The organism is Mycobacterium sp. SMC-11 (assembly GCF_046250095.1).
Classification (GTDB): domain Bacteria; phylum Actinomycetota; class Actinomycetes; order Mycobacteriales; family Mycobacteriaceae; genus Mycobacterium; species Mycobacterium heraklionense_A.
Map to the genome: position 1 here is coordinate 1,268,526 of NZ_CP176430.1, position 14,241 is coordinate 1,282,766.

16 protein-coding genes are annotated in these 14,241 nt (G+C 68.3%); 8 read left to right on the forward strand and 8 right to left on the reverse strand.

Annotation, left to right across the window (positions count from 1 at the left end; genetic code table 11):
- Positions 1-176: 176 nt before the first annotated feature.
- From folP to ACKY0X_RS06110, 5 genes are all read left to right on the forward strand, one after another.
- Complete coding sequence (gene folP / locus ACKY0X_RS06090) at positions 177-1,001, forward strand: dihydropteroate synthase (protein ID WP_409429525.1); 825 nt, start codon at positions 177-179, stop codon at positions 999-1,001.
- A complete protein-coding gene (locus ACKY0X_RS06095; RefSeq protein ID WP_409428715.1) occupies positions 998-1,945 on the forward strand; it encodes a glucosyl-3-phosphoglycerate synthase in 948 nt (315 codons plus the stop codon). Before folP ends, ACKY0X_RS06095 begins: the two co-directional genes overlap by 4 nt.
- A 50-nt stretch (positions 1,946-1,995) precedes the next feature.
- Positions 1,996-2,307, forward strand: coding sequence for a DivIVA domain-containing protein (locus ACKY0X_RS06100; protein WP_409428716.1), 312 nt, complete (start codon positions 1,996-1,998; stop codon positions 2,305-2,307).
- Complete coding sequence (locus ACKY0X_RS06105) at positions 2,304-2,879, forward strand: DNA-3-methyladenine glycosylase I (protein WP_409428717.1); 576 nt, start codon at positions 2,304-2,306, stop codon at positions 2,877-2,879. The genes ACKY0X_RS06100 and ACKY0X_RS06105 overlap by 4 nt, the downstream gene beginning before the upstream one ends.
- A 166-nt stretch (positions 2,880-3,045) precedes the next feature.
- Positions 3,046-3,213 carry a DUF3117 domain-containing protein gene (locus tag ACKY0X_RS06110; RefSeq protein WP_003885506.1) on the forward strand — a complete coding sequence of 56 codons (168 nt, stop codon included), beginning with the start codon at positions 3,046-3,048 and terminating at the stop codon, positions 3,211-3,213.
- Positions 3,214-3,230: 17 nt separating this feature from the next.
- On the opposite strand, the gene glgA is transcribed toward ACKY0X_RS06110, so the two are convergent.
- A complete protein-coding gene (gene glgA, locus ACKY0X_RS06115) occupies positions 3,231-4,391 on the reverse strand; it encodes a glycogen synthase (RefSeq protein ID WP_409428718.1) in 1,161 nt (386 codons plus the stop codon).
- 127 nt (positions 4,392-4,518) lie between these two features.
- On the opposite strand from glgA, the gene glgC reads away from it, so the two are divergent.
- Positions 4,519-5,733, forward strand: a complete 1,215-nt coding sequence (gene glgC, locus ACKY0X_RS06120; protein WP_065039427.1) for a glucose-1-phosphate adenylyltransferase — start codon at positions 4,519-4,521, stop codon at positions 5,731-5,733.
- A 26-nt stretch (positions 5,734-5,759) separates the two neighbouring features.
- On the opposite strand, the gene ACKY0X_RS06125 is transcribed toward glgC, so the two are convergent.
- From ACKY0X_RS06125 to ACKY0X_RS06155, 7 genes are all read right to left on the reverse strand, one after another.
- Positions 5,760-7,139 carry a DUF2599 domain-containing protein gene (locus tag ACKY0X_RS06125; RefSeq protein WP_409428719.1) on the reverse strand — a complete coding sequence of 460 codons (1,380 nt, stop codon included), beginning with the start codon at positions 7,137-7,139 and terminating at the stop codon, positions 5,760-5,762.
- A 97-nt stretch (positions 7,140-7,236) separates the two neighbouring features.
- Positions 7,237-7,917 carry a methyltransferase family protein gene (locus ACKY0X_RS06130; protein WP_409428720.1) on the reverse strand — a complete coding sequence of 227 codons (681 nt, stop codon included), beginning with the start codon at positions 7,915-7,917 and terminating at the stop codon, positions 7,237-7,239.
- A gap of 19 nt (positions 7,918-7,936) precedes the next feature.
- Positions 7,937-8,611 (reverse strand): methyltransferase family protein, encoded by a 675-nt coding sequence (locus tag ACKY0X_RS06135; protein WP_409428721.1) that lies wholly within the window; start codon positions 8,609-8,611, stop codon positions 7,937-7,939.
- A 10-nt stretch (positions 8,612-8,621) separates the two neighbouring features.
- Complete coding sequence (locus tag ACKY0X_RS06140; RefSeq protein ID WP_409428722.1) at positions 8,622-10,256, reverse strand: ABC transporter permease; 1,635 nt, start codon at positions 10,254-10,256, stop codon at positions 8,622-8,624.
- On the reverse strand, positions 10,253-11,158 hold the full coding sequence (locus tag ACKY0X_RS06145; protein WP_409428723.1) for an ATP-binding cassette domain-containing protein: 906 nt from the start codon (positions 11,156-11,158) through the stop codon (positions 10,253-10,255). Before ACKY0X_RS06145 ends, ACKY0X_RS06140 begins: the two co-directional genes overlap by 4 nt.
- Positions 11,148-11,783 carry a TetR family transcriptional regulator gene (locus ACKY0X_RS06150; protein ID WP_409428724.1) on the reverse strand — a complete coding sequence of 212 codons (636 nt, stop codon included), beginning with the start codon at positions 11,781-11,783 and terminating at the stop codon, positions 11,148-11,150. Before ACKY0X_RS06150 ends, ACKY0X_RS06145 begins: the two co-directional genes overlap by 11 nt.
- Before the next feature lie 162 nt (positions 11,784-11,945).
- Entirely contained in the window at positions 11,946-12,608 is a 663-nt protein-coding gene (locus ACKY0X_RS06155; protein ID WP_409428725.1) for an O-methyltransferase, read from the reverse strand.
- A 192-nt stretch (positions 12,609-12,800) separates the two neighbouring features.
- Between ACKY0X_RS06155 and sigE the strand changes: the two genes are divergently transcribed.
- A complete protein-coding gene (gene sigE, locus ACKY0X_RS06160) occupies positions 12,801-13,601 on the forward strand; it encodes an RNA polymerase sigma factor SigE (protein WP_409428726.1) in 801 nt (266 codons plus the stop codon).
- 173 nt (positions 13,602-13,774) lie between these two features.
- Positions 13,775-14,182 (forward strand): anti-sigma E factor RseA, encoded by a 408-nt coding sequence (gene rseA, locus ACKY0X_RS06165; RefSeq protein WP_065039436.1) that lies wholly within the window; start codon positions 13,775-13,777, stop codon positions 14,180-14,182.
- Positions 14,183-14,241 lie beyond the last annotated feature (59 nt).

The following is a 14,241-nucleotide window of genomic DNA, read 5'->3' on the forward strand; positions in this document are numbered from 1 at the left end:
TCTTCTGCTTCTGCACCGAAACCGACGTTTTGCAGGCCGCTACTCGGACTTTCTCTGCAAAACGTCGGTTTCGGCGGGTCAGGGCTGACGATTGCGGTCCCACATCCACCAGGCACCATGGAGCAGTGCAGTCCCACTTCTGCGGTCGTCCGGTGGCGGCTGATCGAGCGCTGATCATGGCGATCATCAACCGCACCCCCGACTCGTTCTACGACGCGGGCGCCACGTTCACCGACGAGGCGGCCAAGTCCGCCGTGCACCGCGCCGTGGCCGACGGCGCCGATGTGATCGACGTCGGCGGGGTAAAAGCCGGGCCCGGGGAGACCGTCGACGCCGACGCGGAGACCGCTCGGGTGGTGCCGTTCATCGAATGGCTGCGCAGCGCCTACCCCGAGCAGCTGATCAGCGTGGACACCTGGCGTGCGGAGGTGGCCAAACGCGCCTGCGCGGCAGGTGCCGACCTGATCAACGACACCTGGGGCGGGATCGACCCGGACCTGCCGGCCGTGGCCGCCGAGTTCGGGGCCGGGCTGGTCTGCTCGCACACCGGAGGGGCGAAACCGCGCACCCGCCCGTTCCGGGTGAGCTACGGCACCAGCGTCGACGGGGTGGTGAAAGCGGTGATCAGCGAGGTCACCGCGGCCGCCGAGCGGGCGGTGGCGGCCGGGGTGGCGCGGGATCGGGTGCTGATCGATCCCACCCATGATTTCGGCAAGAACACCTTCCACGGGCTAGCGTTGTTGCGACATACGGAGGATTTGGTCGGTACCGGATGGCCGGTGCTGATGGCGCTCTCCAACAAAGACTTCATCGGGGAGACTCTTGGAGTGGGTCTCACCGAACGACTGGATGGAACATTGGCGGCTACCGCGTTGGCGGCGGCCGCCGGAGCCCGGATGTTTCGGGTTCACGAGGTCGGGCCGACCCGGCGCGTACTGGAGATGGTGGCATCGATCCAGGGCGTGCGGGCCCCGACCCGCACAGTAAGGGGACTCGCATGACCGACCTGGTCTCGGCGCCGGACGACACCCGGCTGTCCGGGCGCACCTGGACCCGGCCGCAGTGGACGGTGGCCGAGCTGCTGGCTGCCAAGGCCAAGACCGGTCGCAGCGTCTCGGTGGTGCTGCCCGCCTTGAACGAGCAGGCGACCATCGAATCGGTCATCGACAGCATCACGCCGCTGGTCGACAACCTGGTCGACGAACTGATCGTGCTGGACTCCGGCTCCACCGACGACACCGAGATCCGGTCCATCGCCGCCGGCGCCCGCGTCGTCAGCCGCGAACAGGCCGTCCCGGAGGTGTCACCGCAGCCCGGCAAGGGCGAAGCCCTGTGGCGGTCGCTGGCGGCCACCAGCGGCGACATCGTGGTGTTCATCGACTCCGACCTGATCGACCCCGACCCGATGTTCGTGCCCAACCTGGTCGGGCCCCTGCTCACCGGCGACGGCGTCCACCTCGTCAAAGGCTTCTATCGGCGGCCGCTGAAGGTCAACGGCACCGAGGAACCCACCGGCGGTGGCCGGGTCACCGAGCTGGTGGCCCGACCGCTGCTGACCGCGCTGCGCCCGGATCTGGGTGCGGTGATCCAGCCGCTGGGTGGGGAATACGCGGGCAGTCGTGAGCTGTTGGCGTCGGTTCCGTTCGCGCCCGGCTACGGGGTGGAGATCGGGCTGTTGATCGACACCTACGACCGGTTGGGGCTGGAGGCGATCGCCCAGGTCAACCTGGGCGTACGGGCGCACCGCAATCGCCCGTTGGCCGAGCTGGCCGTGATGAGCCGCCAAGTCGTCGCCACATTGCTGTCACGGTGCGGCGTCCCGGATTCCGGGGTGGGCCTCACCCAGTTCGTGGCCGATGGCCCGGACGGAATGGACTATCTGCCCCGCACCACGCCGTTGTCGCTGGTCGACCGGCCACCGATGAACACCCTGCGCCAGCGCTGATCCCGTCGGCACCGCCCCTCATGTCGGTGCGATGAGGCACTATCGATGCCGTGACATTGGTTTTGCTGTATCTCGTTGTGCTCGTGCTCACCGCGTTGTTGCTGTTCGGGGTGGCCAGCACGCTGTTCGGCCGGGGTGAGCAGCTGCCGCCGCTGCCCCGGGCGACAACGGCGACCATGCTGCCGGCCTCCGGGGTCACCGGTGCCGATGTCGACGCGGTCAAGTTCTCCCAGGTGCTGCGCGGCTACAACACCGGTGAGGTCGACTGGGTGCTGGAGCGCCTCGGCGCCGAGCTCGACCAGCTCCGCGGTCAGCTCGCCGCGGCTCAAGCGGTCGCTGCGCCCGAAGAGGAGTCGCGTTGAGCAGCGCGCCCGACGACGGGCAGATCCGGTGCGGCTGGGTCGACAGCGCCTCGGAGCTGTACCGCGACTACCACGACCAGGAGTGGGGACGTCCGGTGCGGGACTCGGCCGCACTGTTCGAGCGGGTCAGTCTGGAAGCGTTCCAGAGCGGACTGTCGTGGCTGGTGATTCTGCGTAAACGGGAGAACTTCCGGCGGGCGTTCGCCGACTTCGACGTGGAGACCGTCGCGCGTTTCACCGACGCCGACGTGGCCCGGCTGATGGACGACGCCGGCATCGTGCGCAACCGAGCCAAGATCGAGGCGACGATCGCCAACGCCCGCGCGACTATTGACCTGGGCGCCACTGATTTGGCGGACCTGTTGTGGTCATTCGCCCCGCCGCCGCGTCCGCGCCCGGCGGACCTGTCGGCAATTCCGGCGGTCACGCCGGAATCGACGGCGATGGCGCGCGAATTGAAGCGTCGCGGGTTCCGATTCGTGGGGCCTACCACCGCGTATGCGTTGATGCAGGCCACGGGCATGGTCGACGACCACGTCCGGGCATGTTGGGTGCCACCGGTAGCCGTCTAGATCCACTAAAATGCACTACGGAATCGGGTCTTGTGCACGCGCCGTCGCCGATAGGGGAGAATGGCGGAGTGAATTTGCAGTTCGATGCCGGACGCTGCGACTGCCGTGCACACCCGGCGCAGATCATGGGCACGGCTTGCGGGCTGGTACCTGGAGGGAGCACTCGATGGCGGCGATGAAGCCCCGGACCGGCGACGGTCCGTTGGAAGCGACCAAAGAGGGGCGAGGCATCGTGATGCGAGTACCGCTTGAGGGCGGTGGACGACTGGTCGTCGAGTTGACTCCCGATGAGGCCGCCGCGCTCGGCGACGAACTCAAAGCCGTCACCAGCTAACTCGTGACGGTCGGGGGCTAGCGGCCCGCCTGCCGGTAGACCGCCAAGGTCTGCTCGGCCACCCGCGCCCAGGAGAACACCTCCTCGCAACGACGCCTGCCGGCGTCGCCGTAGCGCTGCGCACGGCCCGGGTCGGTGATCAACGCGTTGACGGCTTCGGCGAGTTCGGCGTGATAGCCGTCCGGATCAGCGGCGTCGTAGTGGACCAGGGTGCCGGTCTCGCCGTCGGTGACCACCTCAGGGATACCGCCGACGTCGGAGGCGACCACGGCGGTGCCGCAAGCCATCGCCTCCAGATTGACGATGCCCAACGGCTCGTAGACCGACGGGCACACAAAAACCGTTGCCGCCGACAGTAATTCGCGGATCTGCCGAGCGGGCAGGGTCTCCTGTATCCAGAACACCCCGCTGCGGGTGGCCGCCAGATCGGCTACCGCGGCACTGACCTCGTCGGCGATCTCCGGTGTGTCAGGGGCGCCGGCGCACAACACCAATTGCGCGTCCGGGTGAAACCGGTGGGCGGCGGCCACCAGATGCGCCACCCCTTTCTGGCGGGTGATCCGCCCGACGAAGGCCACCATCGGCCGGTCGGGGTCGACACCGAGTTCGGCCGGCATCGAATTGGCGCCGGTGGGTTGGGGACGCCAGACCTCGGTGTCGATGCCGCTGTAGATCACGTGTACGCGGTCCGGGCGCAGCTCCGGGTAGACCCGCAGCAGATCGTCGCGCATGGCCGAGCTGACCGCGATGACCGCGTCGGCGGCGATAGTCGCCTCCTTCTCGGCCCACGACGACACCCGGTAGCCGCCGCCCAGCTGTTCGGCTTTCCAGGGGCGCAGCGGCTCGAGCGAATGCGCGGTCAGCACATGCGGAATGTCGTAGAGCAGCGCCGCCAGCCGGCCGGCCAGCGCGGTGTACCAGGTGTGGGAGTGGGCGACATCGGCCGTGCTGACGGCGTCGACCATCGTCAGATCGGCCGACAGTGTCCCCAGCGCCGGATTGGCGTCGCGCAGCGCCGGATCGGGCTGATGCGCGTGCGCGCCCGGCCGGGGCGCACCCATGCAGTGCACGTCGACGTGACACAACCGTCGTAGCGCCTCGACCAGGTTGGTGACGTGGACGCCCGCGCCGCCATAGATCTCCGGAGGGTATTCCCGAGTCAGCATCGCCACCCGCATAACCGGCACGGTAGCGGTCGCCGATCACCGGCCGCGCAGCGGATCGATTGGATTTTTTTGTAAAGAACGTTCGCCAATCGTGCGGTCAACGTGGCAGGGGTTCGAAGTGGCCGATAGGTTTGTGGCCATGAGGGAAGCGCCGCATGTGCTGGGCATCGTCCTGGCGGGTGGGGAGGGCAAGCGGCTGCACCCGCTGACCGCGGACCGCGCCAAGCCGGCGGTCCCCTTCGGGGGTGCCTACCGGTTGATCGACTTCGTGCTGTCGAATCTGGTCAACGCGCGCTACCTGCGGATTTGTGTTCTGACGCAGTACAAGTCGCATTCGCTGGACCGGCACATCTCGCAGAACTGGCGGTTGAGCGGCCTGGCGGGGGAGTACATCACCCCGGTACCCGCCCAGCAGCGCCTCGGCCCGCGCTGGTACACCGGGTCCGCCGATGCCATCTATCAGTCGCTCAACCTGATTTTCGACGAGGACCCGGACTACATCGTGGTCTTCGGGGCCGACCACGTGTACCGGATGGACCCCGAGCAGATGGTCCGCTTCCACATCGCCAGCGGGGCCGGGGCGACCGTCGCCGGGGTCCGGGTGCCGCGCGCGGACGCGTCCTCGTTCGGGTGCATCGACGCCGACGAGTCCGGCCGGATCCGCGGTTTCCTGGAGAAGCCGGCGAACCCCCCTGGCACACCCGATGATCCAGACAGCACGTATGTGTCGATGGGCAACTACGTCTTCACTACCAAGGTGCTGATCGATGCGATCCGCGCCGACGCCGACGATGACCACTCCGACCACGACATGGGCGGCGACATCATGCCGCGCCTGGTGGCCGACGGAATGGCCGCGGTCTACGACTTCTCCGACAACGAGGTGCCCGGCGCCACCGAGCGGGACCGCGGCTATTGGCGTGACGTCGGAACCCTGGATGCGTTCTACGACGCGCACATGGACTTGGTGTCAGCGCACCCGGTGTTCAACCTGTACAACAACCGCTGGCCGATTCACGGCGCGACCGAGAATCTGGCGCCGGCGAAGTTCGTCAACGGGGGCTCGGCACAGGAGTCGGTGGTGGGTGCCGGCAGCGTCATCTCGGCGGGCTCGGTGCGCAACTCGGTGCTGTCGTCGAATGTGGTGATCGATGACGGCGCGATCGTGGAGGACAGCGTGATCATGCCCGGGGCCCGGGTGGGGCGCGGCGCGGTGGTGCGGCACGCGATCCTCGACAAGAACGTCGTGGTCGGCCCCGGCGAGATGATCGGTGTCGACCTGGAGAAGGACCGGGAGCGGTTCTCCATCAGCGCCGGCGGTGTGGTTGCCGTCGGCAAGGGAGTTTGGATCTAGCGGGCCGCCACCACCGGGCTAGCAGACTAGAACGGCTCTTCGGCGCCGCCAGGGTTGCAGCCGTTGGCGAGCAGGTTCAGTGAGCTCACGTCCGGACGCCACGGCTCTAGGTTCCAACTGGTCTTACCGGGCTGGATGAACTCGGCGAACTGCCAGTGGCACAGGAACTGCGCGCGCATCCCGGCGTTGTTGGCCTCCGGGTTGCGCTTGACGACCTCCGCCCAGGCCTGCTCGCCCTGGCGCAGGGTGCCGGGCTCGCCCGCCTCGGTTCGGCCGGTCTCGGTCGGATAGACCCGCAGGCTCTCCTTTTGGTCATCGCCGTACGTCACCCACTGGGTGTTCGCGACGTACGGCGCCGCGCTGATGCCCGCGGCCCCCAGGAAGCCGCCGGAGCCGCCCAGGCCACCGGCGCCGCCTTCACCGCCGAGGCCGCCGTTGCCGCCGCGCCCGAACGCCCACCCGCCCGCGCCGCCGTCACCGCCGGCGCCGCCGTTGTCGTCCTCGTCGCCCGCACCGCCGGCGCCGCCGTCGCCGCCGCGGCCCAGCCACCAGGCCCCGGCGCCGCCGACTCCGCCGTCGCCGCCGATGTCGCCCTCAACACCGGTGCCACCGGCGCCGCCGGTGCCGCCGGTGCCCAACAGCATCCCGAGTCCCACGCCGCCGGTGCCGCCGGCCGCGCCCGCGCCGCCGGCACCGCCGGTACCGCCCAGGCCCATGAACCAGCCGCCGGCCCCGCCGTCGCCGCCGGCGGCACCGACACCGCCCAGGCCGCCCGCGCCACCGTTGCCGAAGAATCCCGCGTCGCCGCCGGTACCGCCGATGCCGTCGATACCCACGACGCCGGCGCCGCCGTCGCCGAACAGGAACCCGCCATCACCGGCGTCGCCGAACCAGCCCCACTGACCGAACAGGCTGGTGTTGACGCCGTCGAACCCGTCGATGCCGTCGCCGATCAGGTCGCGGCCGAACAGCGTGGCAAACGGTGCGTTGATAAGGCCGAGGCTGAGCTCGCCGAACGGGCTGGAAATCCACTGCTGCAATCCGGCGTGCAGCGGTGCGTAGATGTATTGGTTCACCAACTCGGCGGTGTCGAGTGACTGATTCGGGCCCGGCAGGGCCAGCACCGCGTCGATGACGTCGGAGAACAGCTTGTTGGTGGCCGGATCGAGTTGGTCGGTGAAGGACTGGACCAGCGCCATCAGGCTGCCGAGGTCGAACCCGCCTGCGGCACTGCCGGCAACCTCCACCGGCGCGGCGGCATCGAGCAGCCAGTCCCAATCCGCTTGCGCCGGGGCGGCGGCCAGCATCGGCGTGAGGCCGACGACCAGGGCACCTGCTGCCGCAGCCGCCGTCCGGGTGGGGGAGAGAGTGCGACCGCCGCTGCCGCCTCGCACGCGTGAGCGCATGGCCACCGACCTCCCTGAGTCCCGTTAACAGCTAGAGCTCAGGGAACTATAAGCCAATTGCGCGGCCCGCGGTATCGGAGCGAGCCAGGAGTCGCGACTACCAGAGGTAGGGCACCAATCGGTAGCGGACCTGGTGGGTGTATTCGCGGTAGCCGCTGAGCTCCTGGACGAGCAACTGCTCTTCGTCGAGGATTCGCACCACCAGGATGGGCACGCTGATCACCGTGCCGGCCAATCCCCAGTACGAGCCGAGCGCCGGCGCGAGACCGACCATGGTGACCAGCAGTGAGAAGTACATCGGGTGCCGGACCAGGCCGTACATGCCGGTCGATATCACCGGCTGGTTGTCTTCGACGGTGATGTTGGCCGCGGCGTAGCCGTTCTGGACGACGGCCAGGATGCCGAGACACAGTCCGATGACCACCACGACCTGGCCCAGCACCGACACCGCCGTCGGCACCGCGGACCAACCGAAACGGTGATCCAGTGCACTGACCAGGAACACCGAACCGAATGCCGCGATCAGGGCGGTGCTGGCCAGCTTCTGCGCGAGCCGGGTTTCGGCCTTCGGTCCGCCCCGCAGCCGCCGTTGCAGCACCGCCGGATTGGTCAGGCCCCAGTAGATGCAGCACGCGGTGCTGATGACGGCGTAGACCGCCAGGAATACCCAGGCCTGCCAGTAGTCGAAGGTGCCGGCCGGCCAGAACAACAGCAGGCCGTACACGACCGCCGCGATCAGCCCGTAGCCCACGCCTTGACCGATTGCCTTGACGTTCATGCGCGTCTCCTTCTGCGTCTCACCACACATAGGGCAGCAGGCGGTAACGCACCCGCTCGGTGTACTCGCGATATCCGGGCAGCTGTTGCGTCAGCAACTGCTCCTCGTCGAAGATGCGCACCACCAGCACGATCAGCCCGGGCACCAGGAAGACCAGTCCCCAGTAGGAGCCGAGCGCCAGCGGGACACCGGCCATCAATGCGACGTTTCCGGTGTACATCGGGTGGCGCACCAGCCGGTAGAGGCCGGTGGAGACCAGGGTCTGGCCGGCTTCGACCGTGACATTGGCGGCCGCATAACCGTTCTGGATGACCACCACCATCGCCAGGCTCAGTCCGGCTGCCACCAGGATGTCGCCGAGCAGGCAGACCCCCGTCGGGACCGTCGACCATCCGAGGCGGTGATCCACTGCGCTGAGTACGAAGAGGGCCGGAAAACAGATGAAGATGGCCGTGATGACGATCCGTTGCAGGGGCCGTGTTTCTGCCCGCGGGCCGACCTGCATCCGCCGATCCAAGGCGGCCGGATTGGTGCGCATCAGGTAGACGCTGGGAATCCAGGTGGACGCGGCGAACACCGCGAGGAACACCCAGGCCTGCCAGTAGTGCAGTGTCCCGGCGGGAACGAACAGCAGCAGTCCGAAGGCTGCCAGGCCCAAGGTTGCTGAAAACAAGCCCTTACCAATGGTTTTCACGTCGTCCTCCTCACGTCGTGAGATCTCTGCGTCGGAAAGCCTGCAAGCCCAGGCCGATCAGTGCGGCGTCTATGGTCAACAGCACGATCAGTGGCACGACGCGGAACGTGCCATTGCCGACCAGCGGGATGTGCGCGAACGGTTCGAGGTCGAGCACCCACTGCGGCAGGCCGGAGATGGAGCCGAGCAGATACAGCGCGACGAAGCCGGTCAGCACCGCCCACGCGGCGGGAGCGACTCTAGGGACGAGCCCGAACAACGCGACCGCCACGGCCGCCGGCAACCAGACCGCCGGCAGTTGCACAGCGGCGCTGCCCAGTGCTACCGGCAACTGCTCGCCGATGTCACCGGCCGCCGTTCCGTAGACGATTCCGGCCACCAGCCCGGCCGCGAGCATCGCGAACGTCGCCCCGGCCAATGCGGCCACCAGATGGCTTGCCAGCCAACGGTTTCGCGATAACGCTCCGGCCAGCAGCGTCTCGGCACGTGTCGCGGTCTCCTCCTGGTGCAGTCGCAGCACCAGCGACACCGCGAACGCGGCGGCGACCATGCCCAGCATGGTGAACGCCACCGCGACGAAGGCGTGCTCCAATGCCGCGGTCCCGCCGAGCCGAATGACGATGTCGCGGGCGCGGTCGCTGCCCACCTCGTCGCCGATACCGTGCACCACACTGCCGACCAGCAGTCCGTAGAGCACCAGGCCCGTCGTCCACAGCAGCAGCGCCCCGCGGTCGAGCCGCCACGCCAGGCCGAACGCACCCGACAAGATCGGCCCCGCCCGGCGCGGGCCCGGCCGGTCGGCCAGCAGCCCGGCGCCGACATCACGGCGGGCCGCCAGGTGATAAGCCAGCCAGATGAGCGCGCCCGTCGTCGCCAGGTGCAGCAGGAGCACCCACCAGCGGTCACCGGCGTAAGGCCGGACCTGCAGCGACCACCCCAGCGGCGACAGCCACGAGAGCCCACCCGATCCCGCATCGCCCACGGCGCGCAGCGTGAAGGCGCCGGCCAGCACACCGAACGCGGCGCCGCGGGCGAACCGGGCGCTGGGGGACAGCTGGGCGGCGACCGCGGCCACGGCGGTGAACACCAGCCCGGAGCAGGCCAATGCCGCCCCGAACGCGCACGATCCGGCTGCCGGCACCTCGGTGGTCAGTAGCCCCGCCGTCCCGATCACACCGGTGGCCACCGACGCGCCCGCCGCCAGCAGCAGCGCACCGGTCAGCCCGGCGTAGCGGCCCACCGCGGTCGAGTCGATCAACTCGGTGCGGCCGGTCTCCTCGTCGGCGCGGGTGTGCCGGATGACGGTCAGAATCACCGCCACTGCGATCAGAAGGTGGAATATCCCGGCCTTCCAGATGCCCACCGCTCCGAGGGAGTCGTTGTAGACCTGGCCGTACATCGCGCGCTGTGCCGGGCTGGCCATGATGGTGGCCGCCAGGCCGGCGCGGTCGGCGGCGGTGGGATAGATCGCCTCGATGCTCGCGATGTAGACACTGGCCAGCGGCAGCGACAACAGCAGCACCCACAGTGGCAGTACGATGCGGTCTCGGCGCAGGCACAGTCGCAGCAACCCCAGCGTGCCAACAAGATTCGAGCCGCCCCGGCGGTATTGCGGGGAAGCGGGCTGTGCGACGAGGGTGGTCATGCCCGGACCGTGTCGTAGTGACGCAGGAACAGCTCTTCGAGCGTCGGCGGTTGGCTGGTGAGGCTGCGCACGCCGGCTGCGCCGAGCACCGCGATGAGCTCTGCGAGGCTGGCGCTGTCGACTTGGGCGTGCAGCACGGTCCCGGTGTAGCGCACGTCCGCGACGCCCGGGATACGGCTTAGATCACCGGGATCGCGCATCAGATCGGCCTGAATCGAGGTGCGGCGCAGGTGCCGCAGCGATTCCAGTGAACCGCTCTCGACCACGCGCCCGGCCCGGATGATCGTCACCCGCTGGCACAGTGTCTCAGTCTCGGCCAGGATGTGGCTGGACAGCAGAACGGTGGCACCGCGCCGGCTCGCCTCGGCGACGCACTGCTGGAAGACGTTCTCCATCAAGGGGTCCAGGCCGCTGCTGGGCTCGTCGAGCACCAGCAGTCGGGCGTGCGAGGAGAAGGCTGAGATCAGCGAGACCTTCTGGCGGTTGCCCTTGGAGTAGGTCCGGGCCTTCTTGCTGGGGTCTAGGTCGAAGCGTTCGATCAACTCGTCGCGGCGGCGCTCGTCGATGCCGCCGCGCATTCGCGCCAACAGGTCGATGATCTCACCGCCGGTCAACGATGGCCATAGGGTGACATCGCCAGGCACGTAAGCGATCTCGCGGTGCAGCTCGACCGCGTCGGTCCACGGGTCGCCACCCAGTAGCCGCACGGTCCCGCTGTCGGCCTTCACCAGGCCCAGCAGGATGCGGATCGTGGTGGATTTGCCGGCGCCGTTGGGGCCGAGAAAGCCATGCACCTCACCGCCGTAGACGGTCAGATCCAATCCATCGAGCGCTTTGACCTGGCCGAAACTCTTCTCCAGGTCCCGGATTTCGATTGCCGTCCAATGGTTGTCAGGTCGCATCGGTTCCTCCTTGTTCGCTCGCCAGGAAAGCGTCGTACATGGTGCGGTCGGTCATCAGGCCCTCGGTGTACAGCTCGAGTGCGGGTAGGACCATGTCGCGGGCATAGTCACGCAACACGGCGCGCAGATCGGTCGGGTTCTCGTGCATCTGCAGATACAGCAGGAATCCGCCGCCGTTGTTGATGGCCAGGAAGCGAGCCCGGGCTTTCGGGTCGCGGCTGGGTTTGAGGGTGCCGGCGCGTACGCCCTCATCCAGGTAGCCCTCGGCGTTGTCGATCATCCTGCGCCACAACGTGTCCGCTAGAGCGCCGCCGGCCTGCATGCTGCGGACCAGGTACGCCATCATCGACGCATAGGACTCGATCTCGGCCATGGCGGCGAACCAGGTTCCCGGGTCGGCCGAGCGCATCGCTTCGGATTTGCCGCTGCGGATCTCTTCGGCGACGAACTCGTCGCAAGCCCTGCGCAGCCCTTCCTTGGAGCCGAAGTGGTGGATGACCAGCGCGGCGCTGACTCCGGCCGCCTCGGCGATGGCCCGGATGCTCACGCTGAAACCGTGCCGCCCGAACTGGTCGATGGCCGCATCGCGGATTTTCGCCGTAGCCGTCAGGTCCGCTGAACGCATGTTCAATACGCTAAACACGCGTTCAGTCGAGTGTCAAGACCTTGGTTTCTATGGGCGCGAGGTGGGGGTACCTCCCGCTTGCGAGGGTGCGTGTTTGTACGTCAGAACGCGGCGTGTCGCGTACAAACACGCACGCTCGCGGAAGGGATACGCGGGGGACTACTAGTCGCGGACGGCGGCCAGCAGGCCGTCTCCCAGCGGAATCAGCGCCGGGGTCAACCGCTCGTCCACGGCGATCAGTCGGGCGGCTTCGCGCACCGCGATCACCTCGGCGTCGTTGGCCGTCGGATCTCCCGCCCGGCCGCCCAAGGCGGCCCGGTGCACCACCACCACGCCGCCGGGCCGCAGCAGCCGCACGGCCTCCAACACGTATTCGGGCTGGTCGATCGGGTCGGCGTCGACGAACACCAGGTCGTAGGACTCGTCGGCCAGTCGGGTCAGCACTTCTTGGGCGCGGCCGCTGATGAAGCGGGTCCGGCCGGGGCCGATGCCGGCGTCACCGAACGCCTGCTTGGCGGTGCGCTGATGCTCGGGCTCGATGTCGATCGTGGTCAGCACACCGTCTTCGCCCATACCCGACAGCAGCCAGAGTCCGCTGACGCCGGCGCCGGTGCCCACCTCGACCACCGCCTTACCGCCGCTGAGCTTGGTCAGCAGGCTCAGCAGCGCGCCGACCGCGGCGCTGATCGACCCGACGCCGATCTCACCGGCTCGGTCGCGGGCGGCCGCCAAAACCGCGTCCTCGGTCATGGAGTCCTCGGCGTGCGCCAACAGTGCGTCGGCTCGACTGCGCGGCTCCCCGGGAGTGTCGTCGGTGCTGGCCATGACCGCAGCGTAGGACAAAGCCGTTTCGGCCCGCGCACCGGCGCGCCCGCCCGACACGCCCGGGCCGGGGGCCGTGTCCGAACTGTTACCTGGACGTATAACCGCAGTGCTCGGCGCATTCGAACACAGGTTCACAGTCGGCGTTCAGTGACAGCACAGAGCTGACATACAGCGATAGGCAACGGTATCGGCATGGAACGAGGTATGAACCGGCCTCGAGACGCTCGGAATACGAGGGGCCCGTTGCGCGTTGACCGCGATAGTGCGCTGCCGTCGCCTGACGGCGGACCCGAGCTAGAGGACGCAGCCATAACAGCCATAACCACTTTGCTGCCCCCGGTCGCCATGTCGCACCCGACCACCCACTCGGAGCGTTACTCCGACGCCGAATGGGTCGAACCGTCCGAGGAGCCGCAAGGCACCGCGGTCTTCGATGCCACCGGAGATGTGGCGGCCATGCCGTCTTGGGACGAATTGGTGCGTCAGCACGCCGACCGGGTTTACCGGCTGGCTTACCGGCTCTCCGGAAACCAGCAGGACGCAGAGGATCTCACCCAGGAGACCTTCATTCGGGTGTTCCGGTCGGTGCACAACTACCAGCCCGGGACCTTCGAGGGTTGGTTGCACCGCATCACCACCAACCTGTTCCTGGACATGGTGCGCAGGCGTGGCCGGGTCCGCATGGAGGCGCTGCCGGAGGACTACGACCGGGTGCCCGCCGACGAGCCGGACCCCGAGCAGATCTACCACGACGCGCGGCTGGATCCCGACCTGCAGGCGGCGTTGGACGCGCTGGCGCCGGAGTTCCGGGCCGCCGTCGTGCTGTGCGACATCGAAGGTCTGTCCTACGAAGAGGTCGGCGCTACCCTCGGTGTGAAGCTGGGCACCGTGCGCAGCCGCATTCACCGGGGCCGGCAGGCCCTGCGGGACTACCTGGCCGCTCGAACCGCCCAGCGTGATGGTTCGGCCTTGGGCGGTGTCGCGGCCGGCTGAGTTTCGGCCGACGGTTCAGCGAGGCTCGACGCAGGAGAGGCGAAGCTGGGACCGGTGCGTCAACGCCGCCTCGGTTTCCACGTCTGTACGCGGTATCGCGCTACATTCTTATTGGGTCTTTATTCGGCCCGATCGAGTGCTGATGTGGGTATGCGACAGGAGAGGAGTCCGGTGTGACGGACCGCGGAGGTGTCTTCCGTCGCGCGTTCTCCTGGCTGCCCGCTCAGTTCGCCTCGCAAAGTGACGCGCCGGTCGGTGCCCCGCGGCAGTTCGGGTCCACCGAACACCTCTGCAGCGAGGCGATCACCGCCTACGTCGACGGCGAGCTGCGGATGAACGCTCACCTGCGTGCGGCCCACCACCTGTCGTTATGTCCCGATTGCGCGGCCGAGGTGGAATACCAGGGCCGGGCGCGCTCGGCCCTGCGCGATTCGCATCCGATCCGGATCCCCTCCGCGCTGCTCGGCCTGCTGGCCCAGATCCCCGAATCCCCGGCCGATTGTGCGCCTGACGAGCCCACCAGGCCGATGCCTGCCCGGTTCGACGACGGCAAACCTCAAGAACGCCGCAAACGTCGGTAAGGTGGATCTCCAGCGGCGTCAGCGCCCGGTGATGCTGTGCTCGCGGAGCCTGGAAGCGC